Source organism: Vreelandella mediterranea, assembly GCF_970647075.1.
The window spans coordinates 2,902,230-2,918,833 of sequence record NZ_OZ310198.1 but is presented as its reverse complement, the minus strand read 5'-3'; the positions used below and the strand labels follow the sequence as shown (position 1 = coordinate 2,918,833).

Genomic DNA, 16,604 nt, shown 5'->3' with positions numbered 1-16,604 from the left:
GGTGAGACACTTCATGACAAACGATCAGCCCTGGCCCGATTTCGCGGCCGATACGACGCTTTCTGATGCGGTCTACAAGAAGGTAGTGCCCCACCCGGAAACACCCGAAGAGCTGCTGGCCAAGGGCCGCACGATTACCGCGCGCATTCAGCAAGTGGTGCCCGAAGAGCGCCTGCCGGGCAAAAAAATCCCCTACTGCATTCGCGCGGATATGGGCGAGCGCTACCTGATCGCCGGTACGGTCGTAAGCGTCATCGCCCGCGCGGCGGATTCCGGCAATATGTTCGAGATGTGCACGGTGACCGGCGGCAAGGGCGCTGGCCAGCCAGTGCACCATCACCGCGAGCACCATGTGGCGCTCTATTTGCTGGATGGCGAGGCGGAGCTTTGGCTCGACGAGGAGCGCTACCAGATGAAAAAGGGCGATTTTGCCAGCGTTCCGGAAGGCGTCGACTACGCTTTCCGCTTTGGCGCGCACCGTACCAAAATGCTGGTGTGGTATGCCGGTGAGGGAATTCAAGCGGTGCTCCAGGCGCTGGGCGAGCCCACCGCGCTCTATATTCAGCCCGAAAACGCGCCGCTCGACTGGCAGCCCGAACGCATCGCGGCGGCCGAGCACGCCGGCGATATTACCTTTGCCCCCGACCCGTTCCCCGAGCGGCCGTTGTTGCCCATCACCCGAACCTCGGTGCCTGAGCAGACCGTGGCCTACACCCTGGCGGCGGACGAGGGCCAGAAGTTCGCCGGCGGCCCCGAGTATTTTGCTCTGCTGGCGACCCAGCAAAATACCGGCGGCAAGTTCTTCGTGGTAATGAGCCAGGGGCCGCAAACGCCCATGATTCCCAGGCACTACCATAACCTGCATACGGAGAACTTCTTCTGCGTGGATGGTGGGCTGGACATGATCGTCAATCATTCCACGCTTAGCCTGGCGCCCGGAGATTTCGCCTCCATCCCCGCCGGGACTATTCACGCCTACCAGATGACCAGGCCGTTTAACCGCTTCATGGGTTTTTTGACCCCGGGGCTTTTCCAGAATTTCTTTGAAACCCTGGGCGAGGCGGGCTACGAGGCCAACGTTTACCCCAGCGAGCCGCGCCAGCTACGCTTTGACCGGGTGATCAAGGAACTCGAAAGCCTGGATCTGGTGGTGGTCGAAGAGCAGATGCAGGCCAAGGAAGCCGGCGGCCACTGATATGGTCAGCGTGCTCGCAGCGTAATCCGCGTAAGCTCGGAAGGTTTGCCCAAACGCAGGGCGAAACCCGGCCACAGCGCGGTGCCGTTATTCAGATAAAGCGTCATGCCATCGACCTCATAACGCCCGGATACGAAGCCGTTGTTGGCGCGGGCGACGATCCGATCGAGCCCCACAATCATGCCGCCGTGCGTGTGCCCTGAGAGCTGTAGGTCAACGCCTTGCGCGGCGGCCCTGGCGGCGTTGCGCGGCTGGTGGTCGAGCAAAATCACCGCCGCCTCCGGTGGGGCTCCTTCCAGCGCCTGGGCTAAATCCGGTCCCGGACGGCCGCGCCCGGTGGCGGCGGCGTCCGTCACCCCCGCTATCACCAGTGCGGCCCCGTCGCGTTCGATAACGGTGTGCTGGTTGGCGAGTATCTGCATACCCAGCGTCTGATAGTGCGAAAGCCACTGCTCGACGCCGAAATAGTACTCGTGGTTCCCCGGGCTTACGATTACTCCGTCCGGCGCCGAAAGCCCGGTGAGCGGGGCGACATCGTCGCGGCGCGCCGCCAGCTCGCCATCGATCAAATCCCCGGTAATCAAAACGACATCGGCGCCCAGGGCGTTGGTCTGCGCCACGACCTCCTCGACCCAGGGCCGCTCGAACAGCCGGCTGATGTGTAGATCGGTCAGGTGAGCGATCTGGTAACCCTCGAAGGCCTCGGGCAGCCCGGAGATCGCGATCTCGACATCCTTGAGCGGCGGCACCCTTGCCGCTTGGCTAACGCCGAACGCGGCAACGCCAAGGGCAAGGGCGGCCAGCGTATAGCGAAGCGCGGCGGGGATAGCGAGCAGGTGTCCTTTAGCCAGCGCCAGCAGCGCGGTAACGGCGTCGGTGACCAGCAGCATCAGCGCCAGAAAAATCATCGCGCCGAACAGCGTATTAACGGCCAGTACGACCGCGCGCGGCACTTCCGGTGAAAACATGCTGCCGAAGGCTAGTTGGGTCAGCAGGTGATGCTGCGACACCGCCAGCAGCAACACGCTCAACGCCAGCTTGACCCACAGCGGCCAGCCAAGGGGGGCAATGAAGCGAATGATCACGATCAGACAGGGCAGCGAAACGGCAAAATGAAACATCGAAGGCTCTCGTTGGGTAAAGGAACGCAAGGCACGGTCCAGGAGAAAGGCTGAGCTGGAAAAGCCGCCAGGCGCCGTGCCCCTTGGCCGGTTAGCGCCGTAGGCCAGCTCATTGGCCATCACCCGCCAGAATGGAAAGACGGCCACGATATCACGCGCAATGTCGGCGTTGGTCACTTCCGCAAAACCCAAGGCGCCAGGCGTTTGAGGGGATAGCGTACCCGGGAAGGCCCGCCGTGGTGTGATTATAAGCGAACAAAGAGGCGTGCGCCTCTCCGTGGTAGGTGGGGGATTTTCACTCCCAGGTAGGGAAAGGGTCCGGTAATGCAGTCCAGGCCTCGACGCCCGCGAGACGTTCGTCTTCCGATAAAAGGCACGCATCGAGGGCGGCGCGCATGCGCTCCTGATTCAGGTTCTGGCCGATAAATACCAGTTCCTGGCGCATATCGCCAAAGGGCTCCTGCCATTTTTCCGTGATAAACGCGCGGTACTCCGGGTCGTCCGGCCAGCGCTCTTGCGGCACGGCCTTCCAGAACATGCCCGCCGCGCCGTGGTGGGCGATACCGCCGGCCTGGCTCCACTGGCCTGCCCAGTGCGGGCGGCTCGCCAACCAGAAGAAGCCTTTCGAGCGCAGCAGCCCCTCGCCGAACCAGTCGGCGTGTAGCAGCTCAAAAAACTTCTCCGGGTGAAAAGGGCGCCGCGCGTGGTAGGCGAAGCTGCCAATACCGTACTCCTCGGTTTCCGGTACGTGCTCGCCGCGCATCTCTTTTAGCCAACCCGGGGCTTGCTGGGCGCGTTCGAAATCGAATCGGCCGGTGTTGAGCACCTTATCGAGCGCTATTTTACCCTGGCGGATCGGCACTATCTCGGCCTCCGGGTTGAGCGAGGCGAGCACCGCTTTCAAGGTCTCGAGCTCGCTTTCGCTCATCAGGTCCGTTTTGCTAACCAACAGCACATCGCAAAACTCGATCTGGTCGGCCAGTAAGTCGGCCACGTTGCGTTCGTCTCCATCGCCCAGGCTTTCGCCGGCCTCTTCAAGGCTTTGAGCCTCGCGGTACTGATGCAAAAAGTTAGCGCCATCGACCACGGTGACCAGCGTATCCAGGCGTGCAACCTGGGAAAGGCTTTGACCGTCGTCATCTTCGAAGGTGAAGGTTTCGGCGACCGGAAGCGGCTCGGAAATGCCGGTCGATTCGATCACCAGATAATCGAAGTGCCCCGCTTTAGCGAGTCGGCCGACCTCTAAAAGAAGGTCTTCACGCAGCGTGCAGCAGATGCAGCCATTACTCATTTCCACGAGCCGCTCTTGCGTCCGGTTCAAACCGATGTCATGCCCCGGTGAAGAAGTGTCGGGCCCACCGCGCACCAGCGCCGCGTCGATATTGATCTCGCTCATGTCGTTGACGATGACGGCCACCCGCAAACCTTCACGGTTGGCCAGAATATGATTGAGCACGGTGGTTTTGCCCGCGCCTAAAAAGCCCGAAAGTACGGTGACGGGAAGTGGCTTGAATTCAGGCATGACGGTTAGTCTCCCATTTTGTGTTATGTAATATTATAACAATAAAGAAAGGATGAAAACATTCATGTACTCAAGAGGAGTAGCCAACACCTGGTTTGACGAGTAACGCTGATTGAGACCGCCTGGAAGTAATTCAACGCTAAAGGCGCCTGCACCGAGTTGGGCATTGGCCACAGGGCATTACCGTCCAAACATCAAAACCCCGAGTAGCGGCGATCCAACGGTGGGCGGTATTTGAACGGCGGTGAATCCGATACATTAGTGGAGTTGTTACACTGTTACCCAAGACCCGCCGTTCAGGGGGCGCGACATTGACGAAATAGAGCAGGCGAACAATGTTGTTTTAAGGCATGGGCTTAAATGCCGTTAACTGATCCATTTGAAGGCGCTTCATATCATGTTTCCTGACTCTGCACCGGATGTTCTAAAGCAGTTATCAAGAAGTTTAATCAGCAGTGACCGGGAAGAATTTTTTCAACACCTTACGTTTTCATTAGCATCGTTGCTCGATGTCGATCATGTGTTCATTGCCCGTATCGATGCTCATGGGAGCTTCGTATCGCCGCTGGCGTTTTACTCGAACGGGCAGTGGATAAGTGAAGCACCGTACTCGATCAAAGGGGCCGTGTGTGCCCAAATCAATCCCCGTTGCGAATTCATGGTAAGCCAGGGCGTCTGTGAGCAGTTTCCTGATGATCCGCATCTTGCGGCGCTCTCTGCCGAAGGCTTTTTGGGGGTGCCCATGCTGGATGCCGACGCCAACTGGCTCGGCGTCATAGCGCTCATTCACTCTTCCCCTTTGACCCTGCCGGATTTTGCCATCGATACGCTGCGTATTGCGGCTTCCTTGGCGGGGGTCGAGCTTTCGCGTCAATTGGCGGGGGCCAGCGCAAAAGTGCATATTGACCGCCAGCGCCGAGCGCTTCGGCTATTGAGTGAAGGCGGCGAGACGGTATTCAATGCCCCAACCGAGGCCGCCCTGATGCAAGGCTGTTGCGATGTGGCCGTGGGCACCGGTGGCTATGCGGCGGCCTGGATCAGCCGGCCCGACGCCACGCGGCGCGCGGATTCGCTGAGCGTCACCACAATGGCGGACCGGGATGGCGAGGAGGTTGCCTGGTGCAGCCCACGCCAACTCATGATCAAACGCTATAGCCACGTCGTCACCCAAAAAGCGTTCGAGCAGGGCCGCCCCTTGGTGGTGAGTGAGCTTACGAACACCGGCGGGGTCAACGGGAATCTCAAGGAGGGGCTGCTGGCCCTCGGCGTCAAAGCGTTTATTGCGCTTCCTCTGATGTTTCGCGATGTTCCGCTGGGCGTGTTGAGTTGTTATCACGCCCAGGACGCAGCCATTTCCGAAAAAGAGCTCAAGATCCTCGGCGACCTGGCCAACGATATCGCGTTCGGGCTGGACAATTTTCTGCGCCGCCAAAACGAGCAGAGCATTCAGCACGCGGTGACCCACGTAGCCACCGCGGTGTCCGCCGGCCACGGCAAGGCCTTTTTGTCGCAACTGACCGTGCACATGGCGACCGCGCTCTCGGCAGAGGTCGGGTTTATCGCCACGCTGGACAAAGAGGACCCCCATATCGCCACGATGGTATCGATTCACGTCAATGGCGAGGAGCAGCCCGAGCTTCGCTACCACCTGACGGGGGTTCCGTGTGAGGATGTCATCGAGCACCGCGAGTGTATGGTGCTGGAAGGCGCTTCGGTGCGCATGCCCCGCGAGGCCAACGGCGCGCTCGACTGGGTGAATGGCTATATCGGCCACCGCCTGGATGACGCCCAGGGCAAGCCGATCGGTATCGTTGGCGTCATGTACGAGCAGGCGCTGACGCACACCCACATTGCCCGAGAGGTACTGCAGATATTTGCCGCCCGGGTCGCCTCGGAGCTCTCCCGCCAACAAGACGAGAGCCTTATCCGCGAGCTGGCCTACCGGGATGAAGGCACGCGGCTACCCAACCGCGCCGATTTCATTCGCCAACTGACACGCCACGTTGAGGCCAAGCCGCCTCGGCCGCTGGCGCTGCTGCTATTGGGGCTCGATCAGTTTAAAGAAGTGAACGACACGGCCGGCCACCACGGGGGCGATATGGTGCTCAGCGAAGTGGCCCAGCGTTTCGCGGCGGTGCTCGGCGATCAACATTACCTGGCGCGGCTGGGCAGCGACGAGTTCGTCGTCATCTGCCGTGACACCGGCCAGCAGGCGGCCCACGACGTGGCCGCATCGCTTCAAAAGGCGCTCGAAGTTCCGATCGTCGTCGAACAGCACTCGGCGGAGCTCAGCGCAAGCGTGGGCATATCGCTGTTTCCGGAGCAGGCGACGAGCGCTCAGGGCCTTCTGAAGTACGCCGATACCGCCATGTATCAGGCCAAGCGGCAGCCGGTTAATACGCGCCTTTTCCAGCCCTGGATGGAGCAGGTCATGCGCGAAAAGCTGGACATGGCCAAACGGTTGAGCGCCGCGATCGCCGATAAAACCCTCGGCCTGCACTTTCAGCCGCAGGTGGATATGCAAACCGGCGAGCTGATCGGTGCCGAAGCGCTATGCCGCTGGCAGGATGACGTGCTTGGCAGCATCTCGCCGGGTGTTTTCATTCCGCTGGCCGAAGAGCGCGGCATGATGATAGCGCTGGGGCGCTGCGTGATCGAAAAAGCCTGCCAGCATCTTGCCCACTGGAAGGCGCAGGGGCTCACGTTTCGCGGGCAGTTGGCGATCAACATAGCGGCGGATCAGTTCGACGACAGCGACCTGGCCGATGCGCTGCTCGAAAACTGCAGCGCCTACCAGATCGCCCCGTCCGCGCTGAGTCTGGAGCTGACCGAAAGCGGCATCATGATCAACCCCGAAGAGGCCGTTGCGATGACCCGCCACTTCAAGGAGCAGGGCATGGGCCTGGCCATCGACGACTTCGGCACCGGCTACTCGTCGCTTGCCTATTTGAAACGCTTCGCCGTGGACAAGATCAAGATCGACATCTCGTTCATCCGCGACATGCTCACTAGCGAAAACGATCGAATGATCGTTGCCACCATTATCGCGATGGCCCACACCCTGGGTCTGGAGACGATCGCCGAAGGGATCGAGAGCCCGCCGCAGATCAAGCCGCTTATCGACATGGGCTGTATCCAGGGCCAGGGCTACTACTTCGACCAGCCGTTGACCCCGGAGGATTTCGCCCGTCGTTGGCTCGGGGGCCAGGCGTGAGTTGGGCTGTCGCCGGTTCGCCGCGGGTGGTGCGTGGCGCAGGGAAGGGCGCCGGATTTGCCGAAACTTGATAGGCGAAGCGGGCGGTTAGCGCTAAGGTGGGGAAAAGCCAATAAACGGTCCCGATGCTGGCCGCTGGTCGTTGCGTGCCAGGTATCGAGGACCTTCTAGTGCGAAGGAGACACCCCATGGCCGGGAACTACCACACCCAAGTGGGCAGCCGCTGCTACCGCTTTAAAAGCCTTGCCGAGCTGATGGCGAAGGCCACCCCGGCGCGCGCCGGCGACCGGCTGGCCGGTGTGATGGCACAAAGCGCCGAGGAGCGCGTGGTTGCCCAGATGGTCCTGGCGGAGCTTCCGCTCACCACGTTTTTGAGTGAGGCGTTGATTGCTTACGAGAACGACGAAATCACCCGGCTGATCATTGACGACCACGACGCCAGCGCCTTTGCGCCCATCAAGCATCTGACCGTGGGCGATTTTCGCAACTGGCTGCTGTCGGACCAGGCCACCCCCGAGGTGCTGGAGCGCGTGCGCGCCGGGATCACCCCGGAAATGGCCGCCGCGGTGAGCAAGCTAATGCGCAACCAGGACCTGATTCTGGTGGCCAAGAAGTGCCATGTGAGTACCGCGTTTCGCAACACCCTGGGGCTACCCGGGCGCCTCTCCACGCGGCTTCAGCCCAACCACCCGACCGACGACGTGACCGGTATCGCCGCGAGTATTCTGGACGGGCTTTTATACGGCAGTGGCGACGCGGTGATCGGCATCAACCCGGCCACCGACAACGTCGCCCAAAGCGTGAAGCTGATGCGCCTGATGGACGAGGTGATTCGAAAGTACGAGATCCCCACCCAGTCCTGCGTGCTGACCCACGTGACCAACACGCTGGAAGCGATCGAGCAAAACGCCCCAGTGGACCTGGTCTTTCAGTCCATCGGCGGCACCGAAGCTACCAATCGCAGTTTCGGCTTCGATCTGGCAACGCTTGCCGAGGCAGAAGCCGCGGCGCAGTCGCTCAATCGTGGCACGGTGGGGCGCAACGTCATGTACTTCGAGACCGGCCAGGGCAGCTCGCTCTCCGCCGACGCCCACCATGGGCTGGATCAACAAACCTGCGAAGCGCGCGCCTACGGTGTGGCGCGCAAGTTCAGCCCGCTGCTGGTCAATACCGTGGTCGGCTTCATCGGCCCGGAGTATCTCTTCGATGGTAAAGAGATCACCCGCGCCGGGCTCGAGGATCATTTCTGCGGCAAGCTTTTAGGCGTGCCCATGGGGTGCGATGTCTGCTACACCAACCACGCCCAGGCCGACCAGAACGACATGGACAACCTGCTCACGCTTCTGGGCGTGGCCGGGTGCAATTTCGTGATGGGCATTCCAGGCTCGGATGACATCATGCTCAACTATCAGACCACCTCGTTTCACGATGCGCTCTACGCCCGCCGGGCGCTCGGCCTCAAGGCCGCGCCGGAGTTCGAACAGTGGCTTTCGCGCATGCAGATTTTCAGCGATATCGACGCCCACCGGCTGAGCGATGGCCTGCCCGCCGCCTTTGCCAATAGCCTGCGCCATCTACCCGGGAAGGGCCGCCATGAACACTAAACCAACGTCTGGAACGCCCACCGAAAGCCCACACCGCCACGAGCCGGTCGTCGTCGAAAACCCCTGGCAGACGCTGCGCGCCTTTACCGACGCGCGCATTGGTTTGGGCCGGGCCGGGGTGAGCCTGCCCACGAGCAAACTGTTGGAATTCCAGCTGGCCCACGCCCAGGCTCAGGACGCGGTGCACTGCCCGCTAGCACTAGAGGCCCTGAGCGAGACATTGACCGAGGCGCTCGCCCTCGAAATCGCCCCGATAGCGCTGCACAGTCACGCCGAGGACCGGGCCACGTATCTACAGCGGCCGGACTACGGCCGCCGGCTCGACGACGAGTCCCACGGGCGGCTCAAGGAGCACGCCACCACCGAGCGCGCCGACCTGGCCGTGGTGATCGTCGATGGTCTCTCGGCGCTGGCCGTGCAGCAAAACAGCGCGCCGTTTTTACAAGCGCTCTACCAGGCGTTCGAGGAAGACGCGCTCGATTGGACGCTCGCGCCGCTTAGCATCGTCGAGCAGGGGCGGGTCGCCATTGGCGACGAGGTCGGCGCGCTTTTGAACGCCGATGCCGTGCTGGTCATGATCGGCGAGCGCCCGGGGCTTAGCTCGCCGGATAGCTTGGGCCTCTACATGACCTGGGCGCCGGAAGTGGGCCTCAAGGATGACCGGCGCAACTGTATCTCCAACGTGCGCCCGGCAGGGCTCGATATGAAGAGCGCTTCCCGAAAGCTGTTGCTGCTGTTGAAGGAGGCGCGCGAGCGTAAGCTTTCCGGTGTGAAGCTCAAGGATCGCAGCGAGGACGACGTGGTCGAGGGCATCGGATCGACACGTAACTTTCTAGTGGCCGACTGACTGTTTTTTATCCGGCATATCGCCTAGGCTAACAAGCATTTCCGGCCGCCTTCACTTTAGTTCGAGCGGCCCTTTGAATGGCAAAGGAGGGGGTTATGTTGACAAGCGAGCCCGCAGACGGCAGCCACTTGCAGGCGGTGTCGTTGCCGCACCTGGTCGTGTTTACCGGCTCTGGCATCAGCGTGGAAAGCGGCATCAAGACGTTTCGCGCAAGCGACGGCCTGTGGGAGGAACACCCGGTCGAAAAGGTCGCCACCCCGGAAGGCTTTCGCGATGACCCCGAGCGCGTACTGGCTTTCTACGACCAGCGCCGCGCGCAGATTCGTAAAGCCAAACCCAACGCGGCGCACAAGGCGCTGGCCGCCCTCGAGCAGGATGGCTTCAGCGTCTCGATCATTACTCAAAATATCGACGACCTGCACGAGCGCGCAGGCTCTTCTCATGTGTTGCATCTTCATGGCGAGATTCTAAAGGCGCGCTCCACCGTCGATGCGCGCCTGCGCTACCCGGTCACCGGTAATATCGCCCTGGGCGAGGTGTGCGACAAAGGCAGCCAGCTGCGCCCGGATGTGGTCTGGTTCGGCGAATCCGTGCCGCTTTTCGACCAGGCCTGCGAACTGGCAAGCCAGGCGGACTTCTTTCTGGTGGTGGGTACCTCGCTTGCGGTCATGCCCGCCGCCTCGCTTTTGTCCTATATCGGCGCGGAAACCCCTTGCGCACTGATCGACCCGGACGCGGATGCCCTGACCCCGCCCGGTGTCCTGGCGATCAACACCACCGCCGGGGAGGGTGTGCCGGCGCTGGTCAACCAGTGGCGTCGCCAAAGGAGTTTCGAGCTCTCCTGATCCGGGGGCGGGCGCTGGATCTATGGCGCCCCGCCCGTTTTCACTGGCCCCGGCAGGCGGGTCTGGCTCGTCACACGCCGGGCGCTGCTTTATACTCGGCGCCCTTTGACTAACTGGGTGCGCGGATGTCTGCCTCTGATACTACCTGTGAACAGGATGCGCCGGCCGAGCATCCTCAACCGCCGCGGCGCGAGTTCAAGGCGCGTGGCAGTTTCGTGATCCGCTGTGAAGGCTGTAACCTGCCCAAGCTCAACTGCCTGTGCCCTTACAAGGCCGTGGCGCAAAGCCACGCCCAGGTATGGCTGATCACCCATTCCCTCGAGCATTACAAGCCGACCAATACCGGGCGGTTGATTGGCGATGTGCTGGCGCAAACCCGGGTATTTACCTGGTACCGCACCGCGCCGGACCCGGAGTTGATCGCGCTGCTCGAGGATCCGCGCTACGCGGCTTTCGTGATCTTTCCGGATGACCACCCGGACTACGCCGAACGCGTGGTGGGTATCGACGCCGTGCACAGCGCCAAGCGGGAGGCGCGCATACCGGTATTTATCATTCTGGACGGTACCTGGCGCCAGGCGCGGCGCATGTTTCGCAAAAGCCCTTACCTGGACGCGCTGCCGGTGCTGCCGCTACATACCGAGCGCGAAACCCGCTACCGGCTAAGAAAGCCCGCCTCCCGCGCGCACCTGTGCACCGCGGAAGTGGCCACCGAGCTTCTGCGCCAGGCCGGCGACGAGGACGCGGCGAGCGTGCTGGACGATTACTTCGACGTGTTCAACGAAAGCTACGCGGAGAGCCGTTTCTATCGCAAGATCGACGAGCCGACCCCAGCCATGCGGCGGTTGCTGGCACGCAAGGCGCAGGGCTAGTTAGGCAGCCAGCGCAGCAGCACCTTGCGCACCCAAAACCAGCGGTTGATAAGCAGCGCGGCGAAAATCAGGCTGCACCCCAGAAGCTGCAGCAGGGACATGGTTTCGCCAAACCACCAGCCGGCGAGTAGCGCGGTCCACACCGCCTCGAGCATGAGTATCACCGAGGCGTGGCTTGGGGTGGTCATGCCCTGGGCGGTAATCTGCAGGAAAAAGCGCAGGGCGCTGGCCAGCAGCGCACTGGCCATGAACCAGCCCAAAATCGAGGTGCTGAGCACCACCGGCTGATGCTCCACCAGCAGCGACGTAACGCTTAGCACCACCCCTACCGCGAGCAGTTGCAGCGTAGTGAGCGCCAGCGCCGGTACGTGGCGCACCACACGGGTGTTGACGTTGATCAAAAACGCAAAGCACAGCGCAGCGCACACCATATAGAGCTGGCTGGCTTCTACCCGAAAGCCTGCGTTGAGCGAGAGCAGCGCAAAGCCCGTCAGGGCGACCGGCAGCGCCACCCAGGTCGAGCGGGGCGGGCGGTCACCGAACAGCAACCGCGCGACCACCGGCACCAGCAAAATCCCCAGGCTATTGATAAAGGCGCTTTCGCCCAAATGGTCGGAGTGGCTGAGCCCAAGAATCCAAAAGCCAATGGCGGCACTAAACAGCACCCCCACGAACAGGCCGCGGCGTATACGCCGCGCGGGCAGCCTGGCAAGCGATGGCCAGGCAAAGCCGAGCAGCACCAGCCCGGCAAGCAAAAAGCGGGTGCCGATGAACAGCAGCGGCGGCATACCCGCTAGCGCCTCCTTGGAAAATATCCAGCCCGCCGCTGCCACCATCGTGACCAATAGCAGCAGCGCATCCGCTTGCCAGGGCGCGCGCTCGATGTTGTTCACACGGCGCTGCCAAACAGCGCACCGGCGATTCTAAAGCCGGCCACCCAGGTGCCCACCGCCGAGCCCAGCGTTGCCAGAATGAATACCAGCAGCGTGCGCGAAACGCGGTTTTTCCACCAGCCTTTCAACTGGGTCACGTCGTGGCGCAACGAAGAGAAATCGCGCACCTTGGGCTTGCGCATGTAAAGCTCGACCCCGGCGGCCACGAACCCGGCGCCAATCGTTGGGTTGAGCGAGGTGAGCGGGGCGGCGAAGAAGGTAGTGATCACCGTGACCGGGTGGGCCAGCGCAATAATGGTCGCCCCGCCGGAGAGAATACCGTTGATCAAGAACCACTCCAGCACCAACTGCCAGCCAAGCTCGGTATTGCGCGAAAAGCCGATCGCGAAGCCGGTAATCACCAGGGCAGTGATGATCCAGGGCAGCGCCTTCCATATTTTGGAAGGCGGCGGCGTGGTCTCCAGCGCTTCGCGCTCGGTTTTGGGGGTCTCGGGCAGCGGCGCGCTCAGGTGCTCCGTGGTGCCTTTCAAGTGGCCGGCGCCCAGCACCACCAGCACGTTCTTGTAGCGCCCGGGTGGGGCTTGCTCGGCCAGGCGTAGCGCCATGTAACGGTCGCGCTCGCGAATCAAAGGGGTATAGAGGTTTTCCGACTCGGCGGCGAATTCGCTGAAGGTGGCCTCCAGCATGTCGCCCTCCTTGAGCTTTTCGATCTCTTCCTTGGACACGTCCTGGCGGGACATGACGCTGCCGAGCAGCCCGCTGAACAGCGAAAAGCGTTGCCACCAGGGGACGTTGCTGTAGATACGCTTTAGCGTCACGCCCACGTCGCGGTCGATCATTAAAAGCGACAAGCCGTGGTTCTGGCTCGCCTCGACCGCCGCGCGCATCTCGGCACCTGGCTGAATGCCGGACTGGTCGGCGATGCGCTGCTGAAACGCGCCCAGGGCGAGACTGGCCGCTACCATGCCCGCCTTACCCTGCTTGAACACCTGGAAAAGGTCTTGCTCGCCCATCGCGTCCGGGTTGGTCATGCTGTGGTGGCGGGCCTCGCAAAGCTCGATGGCCACGGCATCGAAGGCGCCGCTATCGAGCAGGCGCGTGACGTCCTCGGCGCTTTGGGCCGATACGTGGGCGGTGCCCAGCAGGGTGTAGCGGGTCGCGCCTATGTCAACGGTGTTCAAGGGCCCGCTGGTCGCCGGAAGCGCCTGGGCCGGCTCGGTGGAGGAGGGTGCGTCGTCATCAATCATGGTTGTCTCACTAAAAAAAGGGGGCCTCGCGGCTTAGCGGCGCCAGAACGCGGGGGTGAACAGAACCAGTACGGTAAAGATCTCGAGGCGGCCTAAAAGCATCGCCAGCACCAGAATCCACTTGGCCAGGTCCGGCATGTCGCCGTAGTGTTCGCTTGCCTCGCCAAGCGCCGGGCCTAGGTTGTTGAGCGCCGAGCCAACGGTGGACCAGGCGGTGATTTGATCCACGCCGGTCGCCATGACGCCGACCAGCATCAAAAAGAACAGCATCACGTAGGCGGAGAAAAAGCCCCAAACGGCCTGGGCGATGCTGTCGGGCACGCTCACCTTGCCCACCTTGACCGCGATGACCGCGTTGGGGTGGATCAGGCGCATTACCTCACGCATGCCCTGTTTTAAAATCAAAATGATACGAATCACCTTCATGCCGCCAGCGGTCGAGCCGGAGCAGCCACCGATGAACGCGGCCACGAACAGCATGAAGGGCAGCGCCCCGGGCCAGCCGGAAAAATCCGCCACCGCAAAGCCGGCGGTCGTGGCTACCGAGACCACTTCAAAAAGCGCATGGCGCAGGCCGTGAAGGGTGTCGTAGGTGCCGGTAAACCAAAGCGTGAAGGTCGCGATGGTGACCAGACCCGCAAGAAACAGCATCAGAAAGCGCGCTTCCGGGTCTTCGAAGTAGTGCAGCAGGCGCTTCTCCCGCCAGGCGATGAAATGCAGGCTGAAGCTGAACGCCGAAATCAGCATGAAGGAGACGCAAATCAACTCGATGGCGGCGTTGTTGAAGTAGCCGATGCTGGCATCGTGGGTGGAGAAGCCGCCGATGGCCACGGTCGAAAAGCTGTGGCCGAGCGCGTCGAACCAGTTCATGCCCGCCAGCATATAGGCCACCAGGCACGCCATGGTCAGCGTGGCGTAAATGTACCAGAGCGCCTTGGCGGTTTCGGTGATGCGGGGGGTGAGCTTGGAGTCCTTGAGCGGGCCTGGAATCTCGGTGCGGTAAAGCGCCATGCCGCCCACGCCCAGCGTCGGCAAAATGGCCACTGCCAGCACCACGATCCCCATGCCACCCAGCCACTGAAGCTGCTGGCGGTAGTAGCGAATCGATTCGGGCAAAAAGTCGATGCCGGTAATCACCGTGGCCCCGGTCGTGGTGAGCCCCGAGAACGACTCGAACACCGCGTCAGTGAAATCGAGGGCGGCGTCGCCGAACAGCATCAACGGGATCGAGCCGAAAAACGCCAGCACCGTCCAGAACATCGCCGCGATGATGAACCCATCGCGAATGCGAAGCTCCTTGTGCGCGCGCCGGTTGGGCAGATATAGCAGCAGGCCCGTGGCCACGGTAATCGCGATGCCGCTAATAAAGGCGTACCAGACGCCATCGCGAAACCATAGCGACATCAGCGTGGGCGGCAACATGGTAAGGCTGAAGAGCATCAGCAACAGCCCTAAAATGCGTAGAATGACCCGCAGGCTCATGGAATCGAACGGCTCCTGGACAGTGTTTAAAAGAACGTAAGGCCGACTTGAAAAAGCCGTTCGACGTCGCGAATCCGGCGCTTGTCGATCACGAACAAAATCACGTGATCCCCGCTTTCCACCACGGCGTCACCGTGGGCGATGATGACTTCCTTGCCGCGCACCATCGCCCCGATGGTGGTGCCCTCGGGCAGGCCGATATCGCGCACCGCCCGGCCGACCACTTTGGAAGACTGCTTGTCACCGTGGGCGATCGCTTCGATTGCCTCGGCCGCACCCCGGCGCAGGGAGTGCACGTTGACGATGTCGCCCCGGCGCACGTGGGTCAAAAGGCTCCCGATGGTCGCCTGCTGGGGCGAGATCGCGATGTCGATCTCGCCGCCCTGGACCAGATCCACGTAGGCGGCGTTGTTGATCAGCGTCAGCACCTTTTTCGCCCCCAGCCGTTTGGCCAAAAGCGACGACATGATGTTGACCTCGTCGTCGTTGGTCAACGCGCAGAAGATATCGCAATCCTCGATATTCTCCTCTTCCAAAAGCCGCTTGCTGGTGGCGCTGCCGTGCAGCACCACGGTGCGGTCGAGGCGCTCGGAAAGGTTCGTGCAGCGCTCGAGACTGTGCTCGATGATCTTGACCTGGTGGCTGTGTTCCAGGTGCTCGGCCAGGCGCTCGCCGATGTTGCCGCCGCCGGCGATGACCACTCGGCGAAAACCGCGCTCGACCCGTCTAAGCTCGCTCATCACCGCGCGAATATCACGCCGGGCGGCGAGGAAGAACACTTCGTCGTCGGCTTCGATGATCGTATCGCCCCGCGGAATGATCGGCCGGTTGCGCCGGTAAATGGCCGCGACACGGGTGTCCACGTTGGGCATGTGGCGCCCCAAAAACGCCAGGTCCTGGCCCACCAGCGGGCCACCGTAAAACGCCTTCACCGCCACCAGTTGAACCAGCCCGCCGGCGAACTCCAGCACCTGAAGGGCGCCGGGGTGTTCGATCAAGCGGCGCACGTGGTCGGTCACCACCTGTTCGGGGCTGATCAATACATCGATGGGGATGGCTTCGTGGGCGAATAGCCCCTTGCGAGTAAGATAGGGCGTGGCGCGTACCCGCGCGATCTTGGTCGGCGTGCGAAAAAGCGTGTGCGCGACCTGGCAGGCGATCATGTTGACTTCGTCGGAGTTGGTCACCGCGATCAGCATGTCGGCGTCTTCGCAGCCCGCCTGACGCAGGATGATCGGGTAGGAACCGGCGCCGGTCACGGTGCGGATATCGAGCTTGGTGTGAAGCTCACGAAGCTTGGCCGTGTCCGTGTCGACCACGGTGATATCGTTCTCTTCGCGCGCGAGGTGTTCGGCCAGCGCCCCGCCGACCTGGCCGGCGCCAAGAATGATGATTTTCATGGCTGAATCGGTTCCATTGAAAGCGCCGGCGTTTTGATGAAAAGAGCGAAAGGGCGCCGCAAATAAAGACGGCGGCCAGTGTAAACCAGCCGCCGTCGAAAAGCAGTGAGGAAATTAATCCAGCGTGAAGCCGACCTTCACTGTCACCTGCCAATGAGCCACCCGGCCGTTTTCGATATGCCCGCGGGTGTCGATGACATCCAGCCAGCGCATATGATCGATCGACTCGGACGCCTTGGCGAGGGCGTTTTGCACGGCGTCTTCGATGCTGGTTTCAGAAGAGCCGGTGATTTCTACGTGCTTGTAGATATGATTACTCATACGATTTTTCATCCTTGTGGTGAATAAACGGCTTCGAGCGT

The 16,604-nt window shown here is 61.9% G+C and carries 13 protein-coding genes; 6 read left to right on the top strand and 7 right to left on the bottom strand.

Features of this window, described 5'->3' with window-relative positions; genetic code table 11:
* Positions 1-13 precede the first annotated feature (13 nt).
* Positions 14-1,195 carry a quercetin 2,3-dioxygenase gene (locus tag ACWFVE_RS13350; RefSeq protein ID WP_447529755.1) on the top strand — a complete coding sequence of 394 codons (1,182 nt, stop codon included), beginning with the start codon at positions 14-16 and terminating at the stop codon, positions 1,193-1,195.
* 5 nt (positions 1,196-1,200) lie between these two features.
* Here the strand turns inward: ACWFVE_RS13350 and ACWFVE_RS13345 are convergent, their stop codons facing one another.
* Together ACWFVE_RS13345 and zigA are read right to left on the bottom strand one after the other, a co-directional pair.
* Positions 1,201-2,316, bottom strand: coding sequence for a metallophosphoesterase (locus ACWFVE_RS13345; RefSeq protein ID WP_447529754.1), 1,116 nt, complete (start codon positions 2,314-2,316; stop codon positions 1,201-1,203).
* A gap of 295 nt (positions 2,317-2,611) precedes the next feature.
* Positions 2,612-3,838: a zinc metallochaperone GTPase ZigA gene (gene zigA / locus ACWFVE_RS13340; RefSeq protein WP_447529753.1), complete on the bottom strand. Its 1,227-nt coding sequence runs from the start codon at positions 3,836-3,838 to the stop codon at positions 2,612-2,614.
* A 397-nt stretch (positions 3,839-4,235) separates the two neighbouring features.
* Here zigA and ACWFVE_RS13335 point away from each other — a divergent pair, with 397 nt between their 5' ends.
* From ACWFVE_RS13335 to ACWFVE_RS13315, 5 genes are all read left to right on the top strand, one after another.
* Positions 4,236-7,052 carry a bifunctional diguanylate cyclase/phosphodiesterase gene (locus tag ACWFVE_RS13335; RefSeq protein WP_447529752.1) on the top strand — a complete coding sequence of 939 codons (2,817 nt, stop codon included), beginning with the start codon at positions 4,236-4,238 and terminating at the stop codon, positions 7,050-7,052.
* Between the two features lie 188 nt (positions 7,053-7,240).
* On the top strand, positions 7,241-8,656 hold the full coding sequence (locus ACWFVE_RS13330; protein WP_447529751.1) for an ethanolamine ammonia-lyase subunit EutB: 1,416 nt from the start codon (positions 7,241-7,243) through the stop codon (positions 8,654-8,656).
* The gene (gene eutC, locus ACWFVE_RS13325) at positions 8,646-9,503 is read left to right on the top strand and encodes an ethanolamine ammonia-lyase subunit EutC (protein WP_447529750.1); all 858 of its coding nucleotides are present in this window, start codon (positions 8,646-8,648) and stop codon (positions 9,501-9,503) included. Before ACWFVE_RS13330 ends, eutC begins: the two co-directional genes overlap by 11 nt.
* Positions 9,504-9,598: 95 nt before the next feature.
* Positions 9,599-10,348: an SIR2 family NAD-dependent protein deacylase gene (locus tag ACWFVE_RS13320; RefSeq protein ID WP_447529749.1), complete on the top strand. Its 750-nt coding sequence runs from the start codon at positions 9,599-9,601 to the stop codon at positions 10,346-10,348.
* Between the two features lie 125 nt (positions 10,349-10,473).
* Positions 10,474-11,220, top strand: coding sequence for a tRNA-uridine aminocarboxypropyltransferase (locus tag ACWFVE_RS13315; RefSeq protein WP_447529748.1), 747 nt, complete (start codon positions 10,474-10,476; stop codon positions 11,218-11,220).
* Here the strand turns inward: ACWFVE_RS13315 and ACWFVE_RS13310 are convergent.
* From ACWFVE_RS13310 to ACWFVE_RS13290, 5 genes are all read right to left on the bottom strand, one after another.
* Positions 11,217-12,113 carry a DMT family transporter gene (locus ACWFVE_RS13310; protein ID WP_447529747.1) on the bottom strand — a complete coding sequence of 299 codons (897 nt, stop codon included), beginning with the start codon at positions 12,111-12,113 and terminating at the stop codon, positions 11,217-11,219. The genes ACWFVE_RS13315 and ACWFVE_RS13310 overlap by 4 nt on opposite strands.
* Positions 12,110-13,360: a TraB/GumN family protein gene (locus ACWFVE_RS13305; RefSeq protein ID WP_447529746.1), complete on the bottom strand. Its 1,251-nt coding sequence runs from the start codon at positions 13,358-13,360 to the stop codon at positions 12,110-12,112. Before ACWFVE_RS13305 ends, ACWFVE_RS13310 begins: the two co-directional genes overlap by 4 nt.
* A gap of 33 nt (positions 13,361-13,393) precedes the next feature.
* On the bottom strand, positions 13,394-14,842 hold the full coding sequence (locus ACWFVE_RS13300; RefSeq protein WP_447529745.1) for a TrkH family potassium uptake protein: 1,449 nt from the start codon (positions 14,840-14,842) through the stop codon (positions 13,394-13,396).
* A gap of 26 nt (positions 14,843-14,868) precedes the next feature.
* Positions 14,869-16,242, bottom strand: coding sequence for a Trk system potassium transporter TrkA (trkA, locus tag ACWFVE_RS13295; RefSeq protein WP_447529744.1), 1,374 nt, complete (start codon positions 16,240-16,242; stop codon positions 14,869-14,871).
* Between the two features lie 114 nt (positions 16,243-16,356).
* Positions 16,357-16,563, bottom strand: coding sequence for a dodecin (locus ACWFVE_RS13290; protein ID WP_447529743.1), 207 nt, complete (start codon positions 16,561-16,563; stop codon positions 16,357-16,359).
* Positions 16,564-16,604 lie beyond the last annotated feature (41 nt).